General features: G+C 60.4%; 20 protein-coding genes. 12 read left to right on the top strand and 8 right to left on the bottom strand.

The window, feature by feature from the left end; genetic code table 11:
* The first annotated feature begins 38 nt into the window (after positions 1–38).
* From ACZ46Y_RS06070 to ACZ46Y_RS06050, 5 genes are read left to right on the top strand one after another with little or no spacing between them, the layout of a single operon-like run.
* Positions 39–1646 (top strand): cbb3-type cytochrome c oxidase subunit I, encoded by a 1608-nt coding sequence (locus ACZ46Y_RS06070; protein ID WP_311957681.1) that lies wholly within the window; start codon positions 39–41, stop codon positions 1644–1646.
* A complete protein-coding gene (locus ACZ46Y_RS06065; RefSeq protein WP_311957682.1) occupies positions 1643–2263 on the top strand; it encodes a cbb3-type cytochrome c oxidase subunit II in 621 nt (206 codons plus the stop codon). The genes ACZ46Y_RS06070 and ACZ46Y_RS06065 overlap by 4 nt, the downstream gene beginning before the upstream one ends.
* Complete coding sequence (locus ACZ46Y_RS06060) at positions 2260–2916, top strand: c-type cytochrome (protein ID WP_311957683.1); 657 nt, start codon at positions 2260–2262, stop codon at positions 2914–2916. The genes ACZ46Y_RS06065 and ACZ46Y_RS06060 overlap by 4 nt, the downstream gene beginning before the upstream one ends.
* On the top strand, positions 2916–3788 hold the full coding sequence (locus ACZ46Y_RS06055) for a c-type cytochrome (RefSeq protein ID WP_311957685.1): 873 nt from the start codon (positions 2916–2918) through the stop codon (positions 3786–3788). The genes ACZ46Y_RS06060 and ACZ46Y_RS06055 overlap by 1 nt, the downstream gene beginning before the upstream one ends.
* A complete protein-coding gene (locus ACZ46Y_RS06050) occupies positions 3781–4881 on the top strand; it encodes a c-type cytochrome (protein ID WP_311957687.1) in 1101 nt (366 codons plus the stop codon). The genes ACZ46Y_RS06055 and ACZ46Y_RS06050 overlap by 8 nt, the downstream gene beginning before the upstream one ends.
* 36 nt (positions 4882–4917) lie before the next feature.
* On the opposite strand, the gene ACZ46Y_RS06045 is transcribed toward ACZ46Y_RS06050, so the two are convergent.
* Together ACZ46Y_RS06045 and ACZ46Y_RS06040 are read right to left on the bottom strand one after the other, a co-directional pair.
* Complete coding sequence (locus tag ACZ46Y_RS06045) at positions 4918–7146, bottom strand: heavy metal translocating P-type ATPase (RefSeq protein ID WP_311957689.1); 2229 nt, start codon at positions 7144–7146, stop codon at positions 4918–4920.
* 59 nt (positions 7147–7205) lie between these two features.
* Complete coding sequence (locus ACZ46Y_RS06040) at positions 7206–7433, bottom strand: hypothetical protein (protein WP_311957690.1); 228 nt, start codon at positions 7431–7433, stop codon at positions 7206–7208.
* A 94-nt stretch (positions 7434–7527) separates the two neighbouring features.
* On the opposite strand from ACZ46Y_RS06040, the gene ACZ46Y_RS06035 reads away from it, so the two are divergent.
* Positions 7528–7842 carry a hypothetical protein gene (locus ACZ46Y_RS06035; RefSeq protein WP_311957692.1) on the top strand — a complete coding sequence of 105 codons (315 nt, stop codon included), beginning with the start codon at positions 7528–7530 and terminating at the stop codon, positions 7840–7842.
* Positions 7843–8391: 549 nt separating this feature from the next.
* On the top strand, positions 8392–9780 hold the full coding sequence (ltrA, locus tag ACZ46Y_RS06030; protein ID WP_311947021.1) for a group II intron reverse transcriptase/maturase: 1389 nt from the start codon (positions 8392–8394) through the stop codon (positions 9778–9780).
* Between the two features lie 209 nt (positions 9781–9989).
* Here the strand turns inward: ltrA and ACZ46Y_RS06025 are convergent, their stop codons facing one another.
* Entirely contained in the window at positions 9990–10202 is a 213-nt protein-coding gene (locus tag ACZ46Y_RS06025; RefSeq protein ID WP_311957611.1) for a hypothetical protein, read from the bottom strand.
* A 218-nt stretch (positions 10203–10420) separates the two neighbouring features.
* On the opposite strand from ACZ46Y_RS06025, the gene ACZ46Y_RS06020 reads away from it, so the two are divergent.
* Both ACZ46Y_RS06020 and ACZ46Y_RS06015 read left to right on the top strand, forming a co-directional pair.
* Positions 10421–11047 carry a PRC-barrel domain-containing protein gene (locus ACZ46Y_RS06020; protein WP_311957612.1) on the top strand — a complete coding sequence of 209 codons (627 nt, stop codon included), beginning with the start codon at positions 10421–10423 and terminating at the stop codon, positions 11045–11047.
* Between the two features lie 146 nt (positions 11048–11193).
* Complete coding sequence (locus tag ACZ46Y_RS06015) at positions 11194–12294, top strand: DUF3541 domain-containing protein (protein ID WP_311957613.1); 1101 nt, start codon at positions 11194–11196, stop codon at positions 12292–12294.
* A 171-nt stretch (positions 12295–12465) separates the two neighbouring features.
* Here the strand turns inward: ACZ46Y_RS06015 and ACZ46Y_RS06010 are convergent, their stop codons facing one another.
* From ACZ46Y_RS06010 to aptA, 4 genes are all read right to left on the bottom strand, one after another.
* Positions 12466–12975: a hypothetical protein gene (locus ACZ46Y_RS06010; protein WP_311957614.1), complete on the bottom strand. Its 510-nt coding sequence runs from the start codon at positions 12973–12975 to the stop codon at positions 12466–12468.
* A 62-nt stretch (positions 12976–13037) separates the two neighbouring features.
* Entirely contained in the window at positions 13038–14582 is a 1545-nt protein-coding gene (locus tag ACZ46Y_RS06005) for a sodium/proline symporter (protein WP_311957615.1), read from the bottom strand.
* A gap of 309 nt (positions 14583–14891) precedes the next feature.
* Positions 14892–16388: a CoA-acylating methylmalonate-semialdehyde dehydrogenase gene (locus ACZ46Y_RS06000; RefSeq protein ID WP_311957618.1), complete on the bottom strand. Its 1497-nt coding sequence runs from the start codon at positions 16386–16388 to the stop codon at positions 14892–14894.
* A 26-nt stretch (positions 16389–16414) separates the two neighbouring features.
* Positions 16415–17719, bottom strand: a complete 1305-nt coding sequence (gene aptA, locus ACZ46Y_RS05995) for an omega-aminotransferase AptA (RefSeq protein ID WP_311957620.1) — start codon at positions 17717–17719, stop codon at positions 16415–16417.
* 489 nt (positions 17720–18208) lie between these two features.
* Here aptA and ACZ46Y_RS05990 point away from each other — a divergent pair, with 489 nt between their 5' ends.
* The 3 genes from ACZ46Y_RS05990 (at position 18209) to ACZ46Y_RS05980 (ending at position 22344) form a co-directional block, all read left to right on the top strand.
* Positions 18209–19588: an IS1380 family transposase gene (locus ACZ46Y_RS05990; protein WP_399590022.1), complete on the top strand. Its 1380-nt coding sequence runs from the start codon at positions 18209–18211 to the stop codon at positions 19586–19588.
* 493 nt (positions 19589–20081) lie between these two features.
* Positions 20082–21278 (top strand): IS4 family transposase, encoded by a 1197-nt coding sequence (locus ACZ46Y_RS05985; protein ID WP_311882096.1) that lies wholly within the window; start codon positions 20082–20084, stop codon positions 21276–21278.
* 51 nt (positions 21279–21329) lie between these two features.
* Positions 21330–22344, top strand: a protein-coding gene (locus tag ACZ46Y_RS05980; RefSeq protein ID WP_464380082.1) for an IS630 family transposase whose coding sequence is annotated in 2 segments (ribosomal slippage) — positions 21330–21716 and positions 21718–22344 — 1014 coding nt in all. Because the reading frame shifts where the segments join, the coding sequence is not laid out codon by codon here.
* A 95-nt stretch (positions 22345–22439) separates the two neighbouring features.
* On the opposite strand, the gene ACZ46Y_RS05975 is transcribed toward ACZ46Y_RS05980, so the two are convergent.
* Positions 22440–23366, bottom strand: coding sequence for a LysR family transcriptional regulator (locus ACZ46Y_RS05975; RefSeq protein WP_311954765.1), 927 nt, complete (start codon positions 23364–23366; stop codon positions 22440–22442).
* Positions 23367–23516 lie beyond the last annotated feature (150 nt).

Raw genomic sequence — 23516 nt, 5'->3', positions numbered from 1 at the left:
GCCTGGTAGCGAGCACGCCCCAAGCCAACGGAGGTGACATGAACTTCACCATCGGGTCCCTTCTGGCATTCAGCTTTGCCGCCTCGCTGATCGCGGTAATCGCTCTGATCTGGGCCATTTCCACCCAGCAGTTCCGCATTACCGAAAGCGATGCCAGAACCGTCTTCGAAGACGACGATGAGGCCGGCAAACTGGATGACCCCACTTCGCCGTACAGCGACCGACGCGTCATCCAGGATCCGCGGCTGACCCGAGACTGGCACCGTTTGCTGATCGTGATGTTCGTCACCGCCACGATCTGGCTGGTGTTCGGCTCCGTATTCGGCGTCATCGCCTCGCTGAAGCTGCACCTCCCCGACTGGCTGACCGGCAGCGCGCCGCTGACCTTTGGGCGCATGCGCACCCTGCATCTGAACTCGGTTATCTACGGCTTCCTCTCGCTGGGTGGCATCGGCACGGCGATGTGGTTGGTGCCCACGCTGTTCAAGACGCCGCTGCGCAAGCCGCGGCTGGGCATGGTCGGCGCGGTAATCTGGAACATCGGCGTGCTGGGCGGCGTGACCGCCATCGCCAGCGGCTGGACCGACGGCCTGGAGTGGCTCGAGATCCCCTGGCAGTTCGACATCCTGCTGGCCCTCGGCGGCGCCTGTTTCGCCATCCCGCTGCTCTTTACCGCCGCCGCCCGGCGGGTGAACCATATCTATGTGTCCGGCTGGTACTACATGGCCGGCCTGGTGTGGTTTCCTACCCTCTTCATCATCGCCAATCTGCCGGACACGCACGCCGGCGCCCAGCAGGCCACCGCCAACTGGTGGTTCGCCCACAACGTCCTGGGGCTCTGGCTGACCCCGCTGGGACTCGGCGCGGCCTACTATTTCATTCCCAAGATCATCGGCAAGCCGATCTACTCCTATCGCCTGTCGCTGCTGGGTTTCTGGTCCCTGGCCCTGTTCTACAGCCAGGTGGGCATGCACCACCTGGTAGGCGGCCCGATCCCTACCTGGGTGGTATCGCTCTCGATCGTGCAGTCGGTGATGATGGTGGTCCCCGTCATTGCCGTTGCCATCAACCAGCACACGCTGAGTCTTGGCAACCTCTGGGCCTGGCGGGAAAGCCTGCCGCTGCGCTTTGTGGCGCTGGGCGCCATCATGTATACCCTGGCCTCGCTTCAGGGTTCGCTTGAGGCCGTGCGGGCCTTCAGCACCGTAGCCCACTTCACCCACTACACCGTGGGTCACGCGCACCTGGGCGCCTACGCGTTCGTGGCCCTGGTGCTGTTCGGCGGCATCTATTACATGATGCCGCGCATCACCGGGCGCGCCTGGCCGATGCCCTGGGCCATCAGCCTGCACTTCTGGCTGGTCGTCGTCGGCTTTGCGATCTACTTCTTCGCGCTGAGCATCGGCGGCTGGCTCCAGGGGCTGGCCATGGTCGACGCCAGCCGGGAGTGGCTGGAAAGCATGGAGCTCACCGTGCCCTACCTGGCCGGCCGCTCTCTGGGCGGCACCCTGATGACGCTTGGCCACTTGGTCTTTGCCGCCAACCTGGCCGTGCTGTTCCTCAGCCCCCGGCGGCATTTCGAGGAGGCCCCGGAGGCCCGAGAAAACCCGGCCTCCCCGACCACGGTACAGGAGTCTGAAGCATGAATCGCATACTCCCCCTGATCGTCGTTGCCCTGGCACTGCTGGCCTTCGCCACGCTGTTTCTCGTGGCCGGCCCCGCGGCCCAGATCCGCACCATCGAAGCGCCCGACGGGCTTTCGCCCTACAGCGAGGCCGAACAGCGCGGCCGCGATGTCTATGTCAGCATGGGCTGCGTGTACTGTCACACTCAGCAGCCACGCTCCAACGAGCAGGGGCCGGACACGGCCCGCGGCTGGGGGCGGGCCTCCACCGCGGCGGACTACGTCTACGACGAACCGCACCTGCTCGGCACCATGCGCACCGGTCCTGACCTGCTCAACGTTGGAGCTCGCCTGCCCTCCCGGGCGTGGCACCTGACGCACCTTTATCAGCCCCGAGCGATCACGCCGACGAGCATCATGCCGGCCTTCCCCTTCCTCTTCGAAGCCAAGGAAGAGGCAGACAGCGACGACGTGGTGGTGAAGCTTCCCGAACAGCATCGCCCCGAGGGCAAGGTCGTTGTCGCCAAACAGGCCGCCCTCGACTTGGCCGACTACCTGCTCAGCCTCGATCGCACCTATCCGGCTGAACATGATCACCTTCGCGACAACGGCTTTGTGGCCGAGAAGGAGGATTCATGACCCAACGTTCCAGCAAACGTCCTCGTTCGGGGTTCGTAGCCGGCATCCGTTACCGGCACTTCGACCCTTATGAGGCCTACAACCCCATCCCCTGGCAGGTCACCGCCATCCTGCTGGCGCTGGCGGTCTGGGGCATTGTCACCCTGCTCACCGATAGCCAGCTCGCCGAAGCGCCGCCGAAGATTGGCGAAGACGCCGAGCAGGCCGCCGTTGAGGCGGCCTCCGGGAGCGCCGATGGCCAACGGCTATTTACCGCCTACTGCAGCACCTGCCACCAGGCCGACGGCGCTGGCGTCAAGGGTGCCGTGCCGCCGCTAAACGGCTCGCACTACGCCCTGGCCGAGGCGGAAGTCCCGGTAAATATCCTGCTGCACGGCCTGGACGGCGAAATCGAAGTCAGCGGCAGCGTCTACAACGGGCGCATGCCGACTTTCCGGCACCAGCTGGACGACGAGCAAATTGCGGCCATTCTGACCCACGTGCGCAGCGGCTGGGACAACCAGGCCGACGGCATTGAGCCTGAATTCGTGGCCGAGCAGCGCGAACGCTTCTCCGGGCGGGTGAGCCCCTGGGAGGGCGGCAAGGCGCTGGAGGATACGTTCGGTGTCGCCGACACCCTCTCCTCCTCGGCCCCTAGCGAGGAGGACTCCTGATGCGAACCTGGATAACACCCGGCCGGCTGGCCGGCCTCTCGGCGCTGGCCGTCGCCGGGCTTGGCCTTGCGGTGCTGACCTACGGCCAGGGCGAGCCAGGCTCCGCCGAACCGTCCGACGAGCCCACCGAGGCCGCCACCCAAGAGCCCGACAGCGAGAGCATCAGCTCCCCGCTGGCCGCGGTCTATTTCGGCCAGGAGGCGCTACGTGCGAGCATCGAACTCGCCGGACCGCTGGTCGGGATCGGTACCGACCGAGACTGGGCGTGCGGCACCTGCCACGGCTACGGCGCCCAGGGCGCGGAAAACGTGCCGCGCCTGGCCGGGCAGTCGGCGGGCTACATCACCAAACAGCTGCACGACTACGCCAGCGGGCGCCGCCAGAATGACAACATGCGCTATATCGCCGAGGGACTGAGCGCCGAGGAAATGGCCGCGGTCGGCCAGTTTTATTCGAGCATGAACACCTCAAGCACCGCGAAGCCCCAGCTAAACGGCGACCTTGAGCGGGGCCAGGAGCTGGCGCTGGAGGGCGACTGGAACCTCGACGTGCCGGCCTGCTACAGCTGCCACGGCTCCTCCGCCTGGGGCGTGGGGCAAAGCTTTCCTGCCCTGGCGGGTCAGCACCCAAGCTACCTCTATACCCAGCTCGCCGGCTGGAAGGCGGGGCGGCGCAACAACTCGCCGGGCAGGCTGATGCACAGCGTGGCCTCGGCGCTTTCCGACGCCGACATGCGCTCGGTAGCCGATTTCATGGCCACGTTGCCTGCCCCACCGGCCCGGCAGTCGACCCGGCTCGAAACGCCGGCGCCCGAGCGTCTGGCCACCTCCGCCCAAGCCGATAGCCAAGGAGGGAGCGACGAGCATGAGTGATCACAAGACGTCTAAAATGCAAAGATCTACCCGGCGGCGCCTGGCCTATGCCGGCGTCGGCGCGGTGGGGCTGTTTATTGTGGGAACCCTGGTCGCCAACTACGACCTGCTGCCCTACGTCACCGGCCCGGCGCCGCAAACCTCCGAGGCAGAGCGCAGCGCACAGATCGCCCGGGCGGCGCGCACCCAGCTCGACGAACAGCGCAAGGCCTGGCAGGAGGACCTTTCCGCCGGCCCGCCCAAGCTGCCTATCGGCCCGCGGGGCTACTACCAGCCCCCCCATGAAGATGACATCCCCGACGACGAGTTCGGCGATGCCGTGAAGCGCGGCCGAGAGATCTTCCTGAATACCGGGACCAACGCCGGCGAGTTTGCCGGCAACGACCTCGCCTGCGCCAACTGTCACCTCAACACCGGGCGCCGGCCTAACTCGGCACCGATGTGGGCAGCCATTACCAACTACCCGGCGTATCGCGGCAAGAACAAGATGATCAACACCATCGAGGACCGCGTTAACGGCTGCTTCACCTACTCGATGAACGCCCCCGCCTCGCCCAGCGGCGGGCCGCCGCCCCCGGGTCATCAGGTCTACAAGGATCTCGAGAGCTATTTCTCCTGGCTGGCCGACGGTAACGCGCTGCGCGAAGACGTACCCGGGCGCGGCTACCCCGCCCTGGAAGAGCCCGAGCAGGACTACGACCGGGAGCGCGGCGAACAGGTGTTCGCCGACAACTGCGCCGTCTGCCACGGGCTCAACGGCCAGGGCCAGAAAGACCTCAACGGTCGCTATATCTTCCCGCCGCTGTGGGGCCCCCACTCCTACAACTGGGGTGCTGGCATGCACCGAGTCAACACCGCCGCCGGCTTTATCAAGGCCAACATGCCGCTGGGCAGACCCGACAGCCTCAGCAATCAGCAGGCCTGGGACGTCGCCGCCTATATCAATAGTTTCCCGCGCCCGGCGGACCCGCGCCAGGTCGATGAAGGCCTTGATCTGGACGAGGCCAAGGAAGCGTATCACCAGCACAAGGACTACTACGGCGAGGCCCGTAACGGCGCCACCCTTGGCAAGGGCGCTACCCCGCGGAGCTAGCGCGGCGGGGTAGCCAGCCTCAAGGGCTTGGCGCCCCTACCCTTCCCCGGCCAGCCGCGAGGCGTTGGCGGTCACCGTCAGCGAGCTTGCGGCCATGGCGATGACCGCCACCACCGGGGGAATCATGCCAAAGGCGGCAAGGCTCAGGCCCACGGCGTTGTAGATCACGGCGAACACCAGGTTCTGGCGCATCACGCCATAGGCGCGCCGCGCCGCGTCCACGGCGTCGGCCACTCGGGTGACGCCGCCCTCGGCGATCGCCACGCTGGCTGCGGTCATGGCGGGGCCGGCGGCTTCTCTTACCGCGATACCCACTGTCGCCTCGGCCAGCGCCGGGCCGTCGTTGATGCCGTCGCCGACAAAGGCGACGCCGCCCCGGGTGGCGCGAACGATGGCCGCCTTGCCCTCGGGCGAGCAGTTGGCGTAGACCCGCGAATCCGGCAGACCCAGCTGGCGGGCCACGGCCAATGACGGAGGTGCTGCATCGCCGCTGACAATGGCGCACTCGATACCGCCGCGGCGCAGCCGGGCGACCGCCTCGACGGCATCGTCGCGCAGCCGATCCTTGAGCCAGAGCGTTGCCACCCAGAACCCGGCCACGGCGACCTCCACGCCAACGCGGATGGCCGGCGCGGCCTCGTCTGCCGCTTCGCTTTTGCACGTCACGCCCTGGCTTTCGAGAAAATCGGCGCTGCCGACCAGCACCGTGCCGTGCTCGGAGGCGTCCAGGCGGACTCCGCGCTCAAAGCGCTGCGGCGCGCTGGCCTGCCCGCTTGGCGAGGGCACCCCGGCGGTCTGTAAAGCGCGCGCGATAACGTGCTCCACGTCCTGCTCGGCCTGAGCGGCCAGGGCCAGAACCTCGTCTGACGTCAGCGACGTTTCCCCGCGCAGGTGCACCTCGTCAACGGCCAGCTGCCCCTCGGTCAGGGTTCCGGTCTTGTCGAACATCAGGGCATGGATGCCTGCCATGCTTTCCAGCGCCGCGGGATGACGAAACAGAATACCCCGGCGCGCCGCCTGGCTGGCCGCCGCTACGTAGGCCACCGGCACCGCGATGCCCACCGCGCAGGGGCAGGCGATGACCAGCACCGACACGGCCCGCAGCAGCGCTTCCTCCAGAGGGAATCCCACGGCGAGGCTGCCCAGAAGTGTCATCGTCGCCAGCCCGAGCGCTACGGGTACGATGAAGCGGGCGACCCGATCGGCGAGCCGCTGGGTGTCGCCCTTGGCCCCGGCCGCCTCGGCGATGCGCGCGCCGATGCGATCGATGCGCCGTCCGCCGACCGGCTTGTCGACAACCAGCGTCAGCGCGCTGGCCAGGTTGACGCATCCCGCCTCCACGTAATCGCCGCTGGCCACCGGAGCCGGCAGCGACTCCCCGGTGAGCACGCTGCGATCCAGCCGGCTCGCACCCTCGAGCACGATACCGTCAAGCGGAACGCGCTGACCGGCCGCGACCCGGATGCGCTCGCCGCTGGCGACCGTTTCCGCAGCTACGCTGACCGACTGCCCCGCCGCATCGAGGCGCTGCGCCGTTTCCGGCAGGGTATCTTTAAGGGCGTCGATCGCCTGGGTGGCGTGCCGCAGGGTGCGGGTCTCGATAAAGCGCCCCAGGGTCAGCAGGCCAACGAGCATGGTGGCGGTATCAAAGTAGACGTGGCTGCTGCCTTGGCTTAGCTGCCAGACCGATAGCCCCACCGCCGCGGTAACGCCGAGACCGATCAGGGTATCCATGCCGGGGACGCCGGTGCGCAGGGTGCGCCACCCGGCCAGCAGAATCGGCAGGCCGACAAAAAGCAGAACCGGCACGGCAAGAGCGCCGGCAACACAGGCGATCCACCAGCCGGTGGCGCTCGCCGCCACGCCGCCGCTATCGATATAGAGAACCAGCGAAAGCACCAGGGTCCACATGCCAAAGAAGGCGGCGATGGCCAGGCGAATGCCCAGCCGCTCGACGTGCCGGTCAATGCGCGCCAGGGTTTCGGCAGCGCTCAGCGGCGGCCCCAGACGATAGCCCAGGCGAGCCACCCGCCGCGCCAGCTCGCGCAGCCGGAGCTGGCGAGGGTCCCAGCGCACCACGGCGGTGGAGGTGGCAAAGCTCACCCCCGCCTCGGTGACGCCGGGCGTTCGCTGGATGACCTGCTCGGTGGCCGCCGCGCAGCTGGGGCACCAGAGCCCGTCGATGGAAAGCAGCGCCTGGCCGTCGCCCTCAAGCGCGTCGAGCGCCTCAGCGGCTTCCTCCCTGTCACGTCGCCGTTTTGTCATTGCTATACCTGCCCCTCCTCGACTTTGAACTCCGTTCACTACTTTCCGGGGCCATGCACCTAGCCGATGCCGTACCAGATGCCATTGGCGTCATCGTATTCCGCCAGCCCCACGGCCGCCAGCGACAAGAGCCCGTCTTCGATCTTTTGGCGCGGCTTGTTCTTGAACTGGCCGGCCAGGCTTTCCACGCCGTGAGGGCTTTCGGCGAGGGTTTCGCGCAGCGCTTTCAGCTGCTCGGGCGCCGCCTTGGGGAAGGCGCGCTTGGCTTTGGCCGCGGCCAGGCGCATCAGCAGCTCCTCGGCACAGCAAATCAACAATGGCGGATATACTATCATTGTCGCTAAGCTTAAGGTGACAAAGGGTTCCACAAGGAGGAAGCACATGCATCAACATATCGAATGGGACACACCCGGCGCACACAGCGTCGCCGCCTACTATGCCGAACACCCCGAGGGCTACAGCGAGCCGCGCCCCGGCGTCATTGTTTCGGGGCGCTATGAGGGCGTTAACGTGCGCGTTAAGGTAGAGGCCTACAAGGACCGGGTGAGCATCGGCAGCGTCGCTGCCATCATTGATGCCCAAGGCAAGCGCTTAAAGCAGCACGGCAAGATCCAGCTAGGGGATATCGTGCGCCTGCCCGACGACCAGCGGGCCTTTGAGTCCGTAAGCGAACCTCCCCGGGGAGAGGATGACTGACGCCGGCGTAACGCGTTAGACCCACTCTTCTCACTTTCAAGGCGCTTGGTGGCCAGCCGAACGCTCGGCTGTGCCCTCTCGTTGTGCGCCAGGCATGGCGCGTAGCACCGACAGGTGCTGTTCCCGGGGGTAGTGCCCCGGGATGACTTGGGGGTGAGAGTCCCCTACGGACCTTGATAGCGGGAACCGTTAGCCGAACAGCAAGGGTGTCCGTCGCGAGGCGGAATCTGAAGGAAGCTGCAGGCAAACTCCCGGCCCGACGAACAGGAATCGCATATGAGGCAGCCACATCTGGGCGAGAGGGCAATGAGACTCGAAGCCCAATAGCTATCCGGAAGGTGTGGAGGTAAATGCGGCGGGTAGATGGGAGGAAGGTCGCGCGTCTTACCCTGGGAGGTCTGGTGGTCTGCCACAGTGCTACCGGCGTCGAGAGGTGACGGGATGGACCGCCAGACGTCAGCCGAGGCCATAGTAAGTGCCGACTCACCCCGGCACCAAGGGCCGAACATGAAGAACCGCGAGTAGGCGATGACGTCTCGAGGATCGATCATGAAGACAGAAAGTGGCGCTAATACCGTCACCCACCCAGAGGGGCAGGGGCAGTACCCCGAGCTCCAGCCGGTGGGCGTCGAGACGGTCCCGGCGTCGTTATCGTGGACGAAAGCGGAGTCCGCCTCGCTCATGGAAGCGGTGGTCGCCACCGACAACATGCAGCGGGCTTACCGGAGGGTGGTCGCCAACAAGGGGGCACCGGGTGCCGATGGCATGTCGGTGGACCAACTGGCCGACCACCTGAAGCAATACTGGCCGACGCTGCGCGAGCGGCTGCTGGCCGGAGAGTACCACCCCAGCCCGGTCCGAGCCGTCGAGATCCCCAAGCCCAAGGGCGGGACGCGTCAGCTCGGCATCCCCACGGTCAGTGACCGGCTGATCCAACAGGCGCTGCTGCAGGTGCTGACGCCGCTCTTCGATCCGGGCTTCTCCGCATCGAGCTACGGTTACCGCCCCCAACGCAGTGCTCAGCAGGCCGTCTCGGCCATGAAGGACCATGTCGCGGCTGGCCACCGTTGGGTGGTCGATCTCGATCTGGAAGCCTTCTTCGATCGGGTGAACCACGACCTGCTGATGGCGCGGGTCGCGCGTCGCGTCCGCGACAAGCGGGTGCTGCGCCTGATTCGCCGCTACCTGGAGGCCGGCATGTTCCAGGACAGCCTGGTCTCACCACGTCGGCAGGGAACACCTCAGGGCGGACCGCTGAGTCCGCTGATGGCGAATATCCTGCTGGATGACGTGGACAAGGAGCTGGAACGCCGCGGCCACCGCTTCTGCCGTTACGCCGACGACATACAGGTGTATGTCAGGAGTCGGCGAGCGGGCGAGCGCGTCATGGCCAGCCTGAGTGATTTTCTCGAGAATTCGCTCCGGCTGACGGTCAATCGCGACAAAAGTGCGGTGGACCGACCCTGGAGCCGGGGATACCTAGGCTACACGCTGACTCGGCACAAGCTGCCGAAGTTGACGCTGGCCAAGGCCAGCCTGCAGCGCCTGGTGCAATGTGTCCGCGATATCCTCAAACGCGGCAGGGGGCGCAGCATTCGGCGTATCACCAGAGAGCTGGCTCCCGTCCTGCGGGGCTGGGCCAGCTACTTCAGTCTCGTTGACGTGAAGCGACCGCTGGAAGCGCTGGATAGCTGGGTACGTCGCCGACTGCGTTGTGTGATCTGGCGGCAGTGGAAACGTCCAAAGACCCGGCGCCGCAAGCTTCTGGCGCTGGGCTTGGATGGTCAGCGTGCCTGGAAGTCAGCGGGGAATGGGCGAGGTCCCTGGTGGAATGCCGGCGCCTCGCACATGAATCAGGCCCTGCCACGCAAGTGGTTCGACCGGCAGGGCCTGATCTCGGTACTCGATACGGTAAGAGGGCTTAGCCGTTCTTCATGAACCGCCGTATACCGAACGGTACGTACGGTGGTGTGGGAGGGCGCCGGGGGTAACCCCGGCCCCTACCCAATTAAAACGACGAATAGCCAACCAGCTGCGCTGTCAGCAGGAGGAAAAATCCCATGCACAAGAAACCGCTCGCTGTATTCGCCGTTGCTACTATGCTGGCAGCCGGTGGCGCCATGGCCCATCAGAGCGACACTCGGTCTTCAAACAGCCCACAGCGCTACGGCCACGACAGCCAGCACCGCCACCACGATAGCTACCGCGATGACAGCCGGCACGGGCAGCACCATCACCGTGGGCAAGGTCGCGACGACAATCGGTACGAACACCATCGCCGGCATGGTCAGGAAAATCGCCGTGGCGATCGGCAAAGACACCATCGTGACCATCATCGGCAAGAGAACCATCATCAGCACAGGCACCACCGCGACAGCTATCGGTACGACCGCGACTGACGACGGCTCTCTTCATGCGCATTTCCTATTTTTCACTTCCTTGACACTTCAGCGCCCCTAACCTATTAGTTAAAAAGGGAATCGCTGATAGGCGATGGAAGGCTTTGTGAAGGAATCGGGCACGTCTGATTCGGTTTTCATGGCCGATGAGGCGCTGCTGACACTCAAGGAGAAAAACCATGTTAAAAGTTCAGGCATGCATTTTTAGCTTACTGCTGGTGTCGGGGGCTGCGCTTGCGCAGGAGGGCGACAAGGCGCCAGAGAATGACCCGGCACAGGCAGAGCAAGCCGAGGCTCAGCAGTCAAACGCCGATGCTGAAGGCATGAATCAGGAGCAGAAGAGCAAGGAAAAGAAAAAGGCAGAAGAGGATCAGGCTGAAGAGAATCAGGCAGATCAGTCGTCTGCCGATAGCACGGCCTCCAGCGACATGTTCATGGCCAAGCAAGCCGAAGACCAGATTCGCTCGGATCAACTGGTTGGCAGTAATATCGTTAACGCCTCCGATGACAAGATCGGCTCCATTTCCGACCTGATTATGGACCAGGAAGGCCAGGTCGTCGGGATCGTCGTTGGCGTGGGCGGCTTTCTGGGCATGGGAGAAAAGCAGGTTGCCCTTTCCTGGGACGCCGTCGAAATTGCCCCGGCTGAAGACGATGCCAGCTATCAGGTAAAGACCTCAATCGACAAGGAAGATCTCGATAACGCCGAGCCCTACAAGACAGAAGAAAAGCAGCAGCAAGAACAGCAGGAACAGAAGCAGAAAGAACAACAGCAGCAGCAGACCCAGGATCCCGCGCAGGAATAAGCACGAAACGTAAGCACAAAACGTAAGTACAAAACGTAAGTACAAGCAGCTAACGAGAGCTCCCATGGCCCCCAATGTCACGATGGCACTTGGGGGCCATGTTTCATGACCTCCCTAATCGTTTTATGAGCAGGAGGCTTGATGACGTGCGTGGTCTACCTCTTTCCCGATTGACGGGCTTTATCTTCTGGCTACTGCTGACGGTGCCTTGGGCCGCCGGCTGCGCTACGCAGTTTCCGGTACCTGCCAATCCTGACGCCATCGCTTCTGAAGCCACCGCTGAAGCGATCCGGACGCGCTATGAAACCGCCCTAACCGAGCTGCCCCAAAGCAAGCAGCGCCACTACGCCCAGCGGCTTTATCGCACCACCGGAGACGAGCGCTACCTGCCCCTTAACCGCGCCTACGGCCGGCGCCTGATCAAAAAGCTCCGTGAAGAAACCGCAGCGCTGAAAACACCCGGCTATGCCGAACGCCGGGCGCGCGAAGCGATAGCCGACTACCCGACAAGCAGCGAAAAGAAGCAGCGCCGCAAGCGCATGCTCGCCCGGTGGGGTGAGGTCATTTACGCCAAGAGCCTGGCATTTGACCTGGTGCAGGCCAAAACCTACGGTTTGCTGAACGAACACGACCTGCCCGAGTATCAGCAGGCGCTGGCCTACCTGGAAAGCGTCGATTTCCATTCATTTTTGCTCAATGCCGACGTCGTGGCCGTCTACGCCGCCCAGGTCGCCAACCTGACGTACTACCTCTACGACCTGGGCATTGCCGACTGGCGCGCCGAGGTCACGACGGCGTTTCGTGAACAGTATCCGCCGGCTCAGGACGCCGCGCTATCCCGGGCCGAATACCGCAACAAGATCTACGGCATGACCCACTTCGTCATTGCCGCCAGCGGCTACTACCAAAAGCCGGTGGAAGCCGAGGCGTTTCACTGGGCACTAAACGAGTTTGCCGCCGGTCTGGATCCCATCCTCGCGCGCACCAAGGAGGATATCTACACCGAAGTCGGCATCAGCTTCCTGCTCGCCGGCCAAACCGAGCACCCGGCGGTTACGCGCCTGCGCACGGCGCTGCTGCAGGCTTACAACCCCGCCGCCCGCATGATCCCCGCCGAAGACGGCGATACTGATCTCGTCCGGGGCGAGCACCGCAACGTGCTGGCCATCATGCTGCTGGATTGGCCGGATAGCCTGTACCCCGGGCCGGTGCTTCAAAACTTGAAACCTCCTGGTTTCATAGAATAATTGCAGCACTTTGAATCACAGACGTGCATGGATTTGGCTCGTTAATGAAGCTCCTGAGCCATGAATCCTCCTCAGATAGCAGCTCATGTTATAAACCACTATCTCCTGAGATCAGGTATCGATCCCACGGCAGCTTCAGTTCAGGTATTTATGGAACCCAAATATGAAATTTCAATCCGCTCCCTCAAGCAGGTAATAGCCGCCAGAAAGCCCATCGATTAATAGTTTAATTTTATCATAGCCGGGCAGCTCAGCATCGATGCGCCATAGTGGCTTGAGTATATTTTTTTGGTCAACCAATCGCATATCACTGCGGCGGCGTAGTCGCCCTCGCTGCACTTGCATAGCCTGGCGTCTAGCGGTGTGTTCTAAAGTTGAGATGTCAAAAAGTGCTGGAGGGCAAATAATATTAGCTGGAGCTTGAGATAGTGGCGCTGCTTCAAGCGAAGCGCTGACGCCGTGGCAGCGGTCGACCAAACAAAATAGTAATTCGGTATAATGCATTGACCAGTTTCGGTATTCCCATGAGAACTGGAACAAAGCGTAGGGAAAACCAACCGGCTTGATCGATAGAATACTTAGCTCTTTCTGTAATTTCTCAGCACAATATACGGCTTCTTCCTGTGAAAACGATGGGCTTATCCATAGTGGATTCTTTTCTAATAGCAGTTGAAATTCCATAGCCTTCATTATATTAAAGTTAATGGTGAAAAATGCCGACAAAATATGCCGGCAAAAATTATTTAGGTCAATGACATGGCTTCGTGTGCCATAGTGAAATCTTGGTTGGCTCGCAGTCCCTTCGGAAGAGGACGTAACTCAGCGGTCTCCTCCATTGCATGAAGGATATGTTCCGGCACCGGATGGCTACGCTGAGTGACCAAACTGACGGCAATCATTGTCAGACTAGAGAGCACCACTCCAACTAACATAGGATGCATTTCAGTAGGTCCATCAAGACCGAGATATTGCCATAAGAAGGATATGCTTCCTCCTACCACAATCGATGCTAGTGCCCCTGGCGTATTAGCTTTACGCCACCATACTGCTCCCACATAGGCAGGCAGGAAAGCGCTGCCCAAGACCGAAGTGGCGAATATTACGATGGCAAATACCGCTGGCGGTTCGATAAGTGCTGCAAGAATGCCACCTATCCCAATTGCTAGCACGATCAAGCGAGAAACATTAACCATTTGTTTCTCTCCCATGTTCGGGTTGATAAATCGCTCATAAAGATCACGTGCCGCAATCGAGCCAGTCTGCAGCAAGATAGAGTCTGCAGTTGACATAATCGCTGCCATAATCGCTGCCATAACGATGCCTACTACTGCCGATGGTAGTAATGTGCTAGCCATCGTGAAGATAGCTTGTTCTGGATCATCTAAATTAGGCAAAATTATTATTGCTAAAATACCAAGTAAGTAAGGAGAGCTTACAAACATTATATTCCATATTGTAGAATATACACCCGCTCGCCTAGCGGTGTTAGGATTTTTCATCGCCATATGGCGTGTCACTACATGCGGCCAACCCATATAACCAATTGAGAAAATCAATACAGCACCTATGACCATTCCCCATTGCCCTTCATACAATAAATCGCGGCCCCATACCGATAATAATGTTGGATCTATCTCTGCCAAAGTTTCGTTGGCAGCAGTTAAACCACCGACATTCTGCAGCGCCGCAATCAGCACCCACATGATTCCAACTAGCATAATAATGCTCTGCACCATGTCCGTATAAGCCACCGCACTGTAACCACCCATAAGGGTATAGGCAATAATCACAGTCACAGCTATAATTAAAGATGCTTCATAGGGTAATCCTGTAACGAGTTCGAGTCCCTTTCCGCCAGCAATAAATTGAGCCAAAACGTAGAAAGATAAGAAAAATATCGATAAAAAAGCGCCCACCAATCGAACCCACTTTGAGGGATAACGCTTCTCTAGATACTCAATGGAAGTTAAAGCCCCCATTATCTGTGATAGCTTACGCATACGTCGACCAATAACAGAAAGGTTGACTACACCACCTCCAATATCGCCGGCCGCATACCAAAATCCATAGTAGCCTTGAGTATACCCAAGCGATCCAGCCCCCAGAAACATATATCCACTCATTGATGTAGTCTGCATTGTCATGGCCGTAACTAAAGGCCCCACATTACGACCACCGAGGTAATAACCTTCCATACTCTGTCCAGCACCTCGTCGCATAGACCACAGGCCAATCGCAATCATTGCTAAAAAATACAAACCAAGAAAGAAGAGAACCGTCATATTCATGTTGCACTTCCTTAATTTTTTGCTATTGTTTTAATTAAAAATATTACACTGCATGAACAATCTTAACATGGTGTACTTCAGTTATTTATTTCTCATTTCTAGAGGTAGGCCAGTCGCGGGTCATCCAAAGAAACCCGAGTGTATAGAGTATCCAAAACATAGGAATACCTAGGACTAAGAAGGTGGTAGCAGTGGGTAACCCAAACATGGTTTACTCCTATATTTCTATATTTTTATAATAATTAATAGCAATTAATAAACTGCTATACAATGAGCGCCATAAGGCGCTCATTATTCAGCTTATGTTATTCAGCTACCGCTAGAAGGAAAGTTAAACTCGGCGTGAGCCTTCTCGAACGGCGCCGCCCAGCGCTGGGAGACAGCCTTGCGCCGCGTATAGAAGCGCACCGCATCGGGACCATAGGCATGCAAATCGCCAAACAACGAACGCTTCCAACCGCCGAAACTGTGATAGGCCACCGGCACAGGCAGCGGCACGTTGATGCCGACCATGCCGACCTCAATCCGGTCGGCAAAACGGCGCGCCGCTTCACCGTCGCGAGTGAACAGACAGGTACCGTTGCCGTATTCGTGAGCATTGGTCAGTTCGATCGCCTCGTCCAGGTCCTCTACCCGCACTACGCACAGCACTGGGCCGAAGATCTCCTCCTGATAAATGCGCATCTCCGGCGTCACACGATCGAACAGGGTGCCGCCGATGAAGAACCCATCTTCATGGCCGGAAACGCTTAACCCGCGCCCGTCGGCCAAGAGCTCGGCGCCGGCACGAACTCCCTCCTCGATATAGCCCGTGACCTTCTCGCGATGCTCACTTGTGACCAGCGGTCCCATGTCTAGTCCCTTATTAGTTCCGGGACCAATCTTGAGCTCAGCAATCTTGGGCTGCATTGCCTCTATAAGCCGATCGGCGGTCTCGTCGCCTACACATACGGCCACCGAAATCGCCATACAGCGCTCGCCGGCGCTGCCGTAGGCAGCTCCCATCAGGGTGGTGGCAGCGTTGTCGATATCAGCATCCGGCAACACCACGGCGTGATTCTTGGCGCCCCCCAGCGCCTGTACCCGCTTGCCGTTGGCGCAGCCGCGCGCGTAGAGGCTTTCGGCGATGGGGGTGGAGCCGACGAAGGAGATCGCCTTGACGGCGGGCGCGTCGAGCAGCGCTTCCACCGCTTCGCGATCGCCGTGTACCACGTTCATCACACCCTTGGGAGCGCCGGCCTCTTCCAGCAGTTCAGCGATCGCCATTGACGAGCTCGGGTCCTTCTCCGAGGGTTTCAGAATGAAGGTGTTACCGCAGGCGATCGCCATGGGGTACATCCACAACGGCACCATGGCCGGGAAGTTAAACGGCGTGATACCGGCGACTACGCCCAACGGCTGAAAATTGGACCAGGCATCGATATTGGGTCCCGCATTGTGGGAGTACTCACCCTTGATCAGCTCGGGTACACCGCAAGCGTATTCGACGTTCTCGATGCCGCGCCTGAGTTCACCCATGGCATCTTCCACGGTCTTGCCATGCTCTTCGCTGATCAGCTGCACCAGGCGATCGGCATGGGTATCTAGCAGCTGTTTGAAGCGAAACATCACCTGGGCACGCTTGGCCGGCGGCGTATCGCGCCAGGCCGGAAAGGCGGCCTCAGCGGCCGCCACGGCCTGTTCCACGGTAGCACTATCGGCGCAGGATAATTGACGAATCGTCTGTCCGGTCGCCGGGTTGGCCACTTCGAGGGTGCGGCGGCTGGTGAGCCGCTCGCCGCCGATCATATGCGTAACCTGTTCCATCGTTGTCTCCTGTGTGGTGTCTTAAATCAGTCCAATCGATCCAGCGTCGTGGCGACCGCGTCAAACAGCCGCTCGAGCTCTTCGGGAGTCGACGCAAACGGCGGACCGAACTGCAGGGTGTCGCCGCCAAAGCGCACGTAGAAGCCGGCCTCCCATAGCGCCAGGTGGGCATCCCGGGGGCGAATCGTCGGATCGCCGTCGCGAGGTGCCAGCTGGATGGCTCCGGCCAGACCGTAGTTACGGATATCAACGATATGCTGATGGCCCTTCAGCGCATGCAGCTTCTCTTCAAAGGTGGGGGCAATCGCGCGCACCTGGGCGGGGAAGTCTTCACGTTCGAACAGCTCAAGCGCTGCCAGCCCGGCGGCACAGCCTACCGGGTGGCCGCTGTAGGTATAGCCGTGGGAGAACTCGATGGCATGACTCGGCCCGTCAGCGTGCATGAAAGTGTCGAATATCTCGTTCGAGGCAATTACCGCGCCCATCGGCACTGCACCGTTGGTCATCTGCTTGGCTACCGTCATGATATCCGGCGTGACCCCGAAGGCCTCGGCACCGGTGCGCGCACCACAGCGGCCAAAGGCAGTGATAACCTCATCGAAGATGAGCAGGATATCGTGGGCATCGCAAATCTCACGAAGCCGCTCAAGATAACCCTTGGGGGGCACAAGCACTCCGGCCGAACCGGACATGGGTTCGACAATCACTGCCGCAATGCTTGAGGCGTCGTGCAGTGCGATCTGATCAAGCAACGCATCGGCGAGCTCCGCACCAGTCTCGGCCTGGCCGCGGGTGAACGCCAGCTGCGGCTGAAGCGTATGCGGCAAGTGGGTCACATCCATCAGCTGGCCGTAGTGCTTGCGGTTGCTGCCGATGCCGCCGAGGCTGGTACCACCGATATTAACGCCGTGATATCCCTTGGCGCGGCCGATCAGCCGAGTTTTTTCAGGCCTGCCCTTGAGTCGCCAATAAGCCTTGGCCATCTTTGCCGAGGTATCCGCGGCCCCCGACCCAGAGTCGGTGAAGAAGACGTGGTCAAGCCCTTTCGGGGTCAGGCTCGCCATCTTTTCCGCCAGCTGGAAGGCTAACGGATGGCCGACCTGGAAGCCCGGCGCATAGTCCAGACTACCAAGCTGGGCGGCTACCGCCTGCTGGATTTCGCTGCGATTATGGCCAGCGCCGGAACACCAGAGCCCCGACAGCGAATCAAACAGCTTCCGACCCTGGTCATCAATGAAGTAGCGGCCTTCGGCGCCCTTGATCACCCGGGGATTAGCATGAAAATCGCGATGGCTGCTGAAGGGCATCCAGAAGTGCCGGTTGAGCGCCATCGACGGCTGAATGCCGAACCTGTGCTGCGCCTGAATCGCGACCTGGTCTGTCTGCTGAGTCTGAAACATGGACTAAGATCTCCTTTCGTATCTTGCATAATATTTAGCTTGGCTCAGGCCTTACGCAAGAGAAAGGTCTTTTCTGTCACGTTAACGTCAACATTTATTGACGTAACTTAGCTTACCTCGCCGGGTTTCCGCTGGCGCCTTGCTTGCCGATTATGCGGTCTATGCTCCAAGGACTGAGTGTCAGTTAAGACGCTGGTAGAGCCGAGGGCCAACGCTGAGAGATCAAGTAAGGTATTCAAACGACCAAGAGAAAATACGGACTTGGAGAGTTACAAGTTAGGCGCTGAGGAAGCTAGCATCGCCAAATCACCTTATCCCGGCTTATTCATGAGGCCGGCCCGAAAACGAAGATAGCGGATGGTATTCTCTTGTAAATTCAGTGTGTTCCGCCAAGAATCTGAACCAAGAGAGCCATCCGCTATGGGTGAAAGCCTATCCACCTGGACGCCCTCATGCAACGGCGCTGTCCGTGTTGAGCTGAGCGGCCAGCGCACTACCAGCGACAGCGGCGCTCTGCTGTTGCGTGAGGCCCTCGACAACAGCGGCGTGATTGAGGCGCTGGAAGACAATCTGGTCGATCGACGCCACCCGCTGCGCATCCTTCATTCGCTGGCCAGCCAGTTGCGTACCCTGGTGCTGCAGCGTGCGATGGGCTGGATCGACCTCAGCGATACCGACACGCTGCGCCGTGATCCGCTCTGGCAGCTGGCCTGCAGCGATGCGCGCGGGACAACGCCCCTGGCCCAGGACCGGCCCTCTCAAGCCACGCTGTCGCGGCTGCTGACCTGCCTCGGGCGCTGCGACAATATCGATGCCGTGCACGAAGGCCTGCTGCGACTGGTGATCTGGCGCCTGACCGCGCTGAAGAACGGCGAGCGCCCCAAGCAGCTGACGCTGGACATCGACGGCCTGCCGATCGAGGTCCACGGCCACCAGGGCGGCTCGGCCTATCATGGCCTGTACGGCGCGCGGATCTATTCACCGCTGGTCGCCTCGCTGGCAGAAACCGGCGACATGGTGGGCGGCCTACTGCGCGAGGGCAACGCCGGCCCGGCCGAGAACGCCGACACCTGGATCCCGCATCTGGTGCGGCGACTCAACGAGAGCACCGGCGCCCAGGTTCGGGTGCGCATCGACGCCGGTTTCACCGACAACGCGACGCTGGAGGCCCTGGAAGAGTGCGACATCGAGTACCTGGGCCGACTGCGCAGTCACTCCGGCCTGCAGAAACTGGCGGCACCGCACCTGAAGCGGCCACCCGGCCGGCCACCCGAGCAGCCTCGCGAGTGGTGCCACGATCTGGAGTATCAAGCGGGCTCTTGGTCGGCACCGCGTCGCGTGGTGCTGGTGGTGCAGGAACGCCCCGATGACCTGCTGCTGCATGCCTTCTTCCTGGTCACCAACCTCGGCAAGTTCGACTGGCCGCCGGAGAAGGTCCTGGCGCTCTACCGCAAGCGCGGCAGCGCCGAGGCGCACATGGGCGAGGTGAAGTCGGCGCTCGACGTGCACCTCTCGTCGACCGATCGCGGCGCCTCCACCGTTCAGGACGTGATGGCACGCAACGAGGTGAGCCTGCTGCTCAGCCTCTACGCCTACCAGGTCCTGCATGGCCTGCGCTGCCTGCTGGAGCGGCAGACCCGGCAAGGCTGGAGCCTCAGCCGGATGCGCGAGCAGGTGCTGAAGGTCGCCGCCACGCTGAGACTGCACGCTCGGCGAATCACCGTTCATCTGGGTGCCGCCGCCGACAAGTGGTGGCCGACGCTGCTGAAGGGGTTGCCGAAGCTGACCGCACTGAGCTGACGCTCCTGCGAGACCACCACAGCATCAGAAAGCGAGCGACCGGAGCGGCGGTAGGCGATCACGGCTGCTTGGACGGCCGCCATTGATTCCAAAGAGCTATAAGTAAGTAGGAAAAGGGCTGCGTTCTGGCATTACTCAACAGCCACTCGCGCTGAAGAGGCGAATCCTGATAAGCAATGCCAACAGCCAGTACCTTCAGACCGCTCAATCAGCGCCCTCGTGAATAAGGCGGGCTTATTGCTGTTGCCCCATGCTTTGCTGGTGGGGATTTGGCAGGCGAGGCAGCAACAAGCCCTGATGGCAATACATGAGCATACGCTGCAATAGCACATCTTCTAAGTGCCTAGGCAAATATTTTCATGCATAATGTCGGTATAATATCTGAGGAATCCCCATGAAATGGGTAATAAAATCAGCATGATAGGATTGAAAAAGCCTGCATGAGTCATGCATGTTGTGAGTTACGACACACAACAACATGCGAAGGAGACCCATGCAGGCCCCTCGATTCTTGCATAACTTGCTGACGTCTTCACTCTCCGTGATCCATGCCAAGCGGCTACAGACCGTCCTCGATACCGTTGGCGCTCTGCTGGGCGAGCGACGTCTGGGATTAACGGCCATTGGCCGTGCGTTGCCGAGCTCGACGGATGCCAAGCACGCCATCAAACGAGTCGATCGACTATTAGGCAACCCTCACCTTCATCAGGAACGACCGCTGTTCTATTGGCTCATGGCCTCGCTGCTGATCGGCCATACAACGCGCCCACTGATTCTGGTGGACTGGTCGCCGATTGATGACCGCGGCAGGCATTTCCTGCTGCGTGCGGCGGTGCCCTTCGCCGGGCGATCGCTGCCCATCTTCGAGAAGGTTCATCACAAGGAAGGATGCCCATACTGTGAAGCCTATCTGCTGGATGCGCTGGCAAGGATCCTGCCCGACAAGGCCACGCCGATCCTGGTGACCGATGCCGGCTTTCGTAACCCGTGGTTTCGGGCCGTTGAAGCGCGCGGCTGGTATATCGTTGGACGGGTCCGTCAGCCCGCCCGTTACCAGGCGTCAGGCGAAGCATGGCAACCCGTGAAGACCCTGTTTCAACACGCGACATCGGAACCGCAGGCGTGGGGCTCCGTCCGGATCGCCGAAAACCATCCGTTCCGCGCTCAGATGGTGCTCTATTATCGACCGCCACGGGGACGTAAGCATCGCAATAAACAAGGCCGGATCTCTCGGGACGGCGGCAGCCGGACGATCGCCCGGCGTCAGCAGGAGCCCTGGGTGCTGGTCAGCAATCTGCCGGACCGCTCAACGCTGGCGAATAAAGTGGTAACGATCTACCGACAGCGCATGCAGATTGAGGAAGGGTTCCGCGATGTCAAAAGTCCCTTGTTCGGGCTGGGCTTCGGCATGCATCAGTCTCGCCAGGGCAAGCGCATCGAGGTCCTGCTGCTGATCGCCATGTTGGCGAACGTGGCCATGATGGTGGCCGGCCTGGATGTCCGAGCCCGGGGGCAACAGCGGCGCTATCAGAGCAACAGTATCCGGCACCGGAGCGTGCTTTCCGTGTGGCGCCTGGGCTTGGAATGTCTTCGTCGTCATCAACCCGACGCCGTGCCTTGGCCTGCTTGGACAACCCTCCGAGCACGACTTCGCGAGGAAGTCAGGGAGCAGAGCCTATGCGGCGAGTAGCAACATATTCGTGGGGATTCGTCAGGTATAATATCAGCTTAGGACGGCAGCATGGTAAGGCGCTTCATCTCTCCTCTGACAGAAACCGACCGACAGGCGTTGACCCATGTCCATCAGTACGGGCAGAAACGCGCCTCGCGCCGTCGCGCTCATGCGATCCTCTTGAGCGACCAAGGCTACACCATCGCCCAGATCGGCGACATTTTAGTGGTCGGAAGAAATACCTTGACGATCTGGTTCAAGAAGTGGGAAGCCTCCGGTCTCGAAGAGCTCGTTGATAAGCCCCGTAGTGGCCGCACCCCAATTCTTGATGACAGCGATCGAGAGCGGCTACAGACCTTGGTGGAGGAGCATCCTCATCAGCTACGCACCCTGCAGGCTAGGCTTCAGGAGGAAACAGGAAAAACCTTCAGCACGGACACCTTGCGCCGGGCATTGAAAAAAAAATCAAAATAGCTTCAAGCGCATTCGGCACTCACTAAAGGGCCGACGCGATGAGACGGATTTTCGCAATACCCAGGGCCTTCTGAAAGTGCTCCAAGAGCAAGAGGATCGAGGCGAACACGAGCTTTACTACTTCGATGAATCCGGCTTTTCCCAGTCGTCATCGATACCTTATGCATGGAGCTCCGTCGGCAAGCCATGGGAAGTGACGGCGTACTCACATAGCCATAGGCTGAACGTGCTGGGCTTTGTGAGCCGAAAAGGGAAGCTGGTCTACCATACGACCACCAAGTCGGTCACCACGGAGACCGTCATCGAGGCGTTTGATCAATTTGTGGCTCAGAAAGACCCCGAGGCCTTCGCCATCGTCGTGCTGGACAATGCCAGTATGCATCGCTCCAAAGCGTTTAAGCGCAAGATTCTGGAATGGATGTCGCATCGCGTGCATCTGGTTTACCTATCCGCTTACTCGCCAGAGCTGAACTTAATCGAGATCCTTTGGCGGCAGGTCAAATACCACTGGCTGCCCCTCGATGCCTATCTATCATTTGATCGGCTCTGCGATGAAGTCCATCGACTGCTCAAAGGTTACGGGACGGAACACACGATTAATTATGTGTAAGCACTTACCACAGCAGCTCTTTCAATAAGCTGAGGATTACACTACGAAATGGTAGACATTCAATCGACACAACCAACGGCGAGAAAAACATATCATCAGCTGGCAACCTGTCCCTCCAAAGCCTCCAGGAAGGCTTCCAACACACGGTGAAACCGCCGATCACGACGAGTAATAACCACGAAGGGAGTGAGATACTCGCAGCCGGGAATGGCCAGCGGCTTGAGACGTCCGGCGGCTACCCAGGGCGCGGCTAGATGATCCGGCAAATAGCCAATATAGTCGCCGGTAAGGATCAGGAAAGCGGCTCCTTCTCGATCTGAAGCAGAGGCCGTTCCATTGAGCCAGGCATGGGCTTCACGGGCAGCCTCAGGCAAAGGATAGCCGGGAATGACCGCCTCATGTTCAGAAAGGGAGTCTGTGATTAATGATGCTTCTGATGCGGCATATAAGGGGTGCGTATCAGCGCAATAAAGCAGTGAACGCTCCTTATACAGAGAGAGAATCTCAAGGTTGGTTAACAAATTGACTTCGGGCACTACCCCGACATGCAGCCGCGCATCCAGCACTCCCTGAGCAATCGCATCCGAGGGTTCCATATGAATGTTGATACGCACCTCCGGCCCCCGGCTTTTAAGGTCTGCCAAGGCTTGAGTGATACGCATCTCAGGCTTATTCACTAGATTATCGGTGATGCCAATGTTGAGTTCTCCACGCAGCGTCTGATGCAGACCATTGACCTCGGTGCGGAAGGTTTCGAGAGAGGCCAGCAAAGTCAGCCCAGCCGTGAAAACCTCGCGTCCCTCCTCAGTCAACGAGAAGCCGCCACGACCGCGCTGACACAGTCGCAGGCCTAGGCGCTTCTCCAGGTCACCCATGTGCATGCTGATCGCTGAACGGCTGATACCAAGCTCCATCTCGGCAGCAGTGAAGCCGCCGCACTCTACTACCGCTTTGAATACTCTTAGCAGACGGATATCGAAGTCGCTGACCTGGCCCAAAGGGGCAAGCTGACGCTCGGTCATGGAAACCTCCTCAGTCCTGGCAGGCGAAGTCTCGTGGTACCTGCAAGCAACGCCATTGGTTGTTTAATCCATTAAAAACAAAAGGTCCTGGCAGGTTGCTCCAACTCCAATAATAACCAGGATAATCTACAACATCAGCGGACCAACGGG

The organism is Halomonas garicola, assembly GCF_055382465.1.
This window is presented reverse-complemented; position numbering and strand designations above follow the sequence as displayed.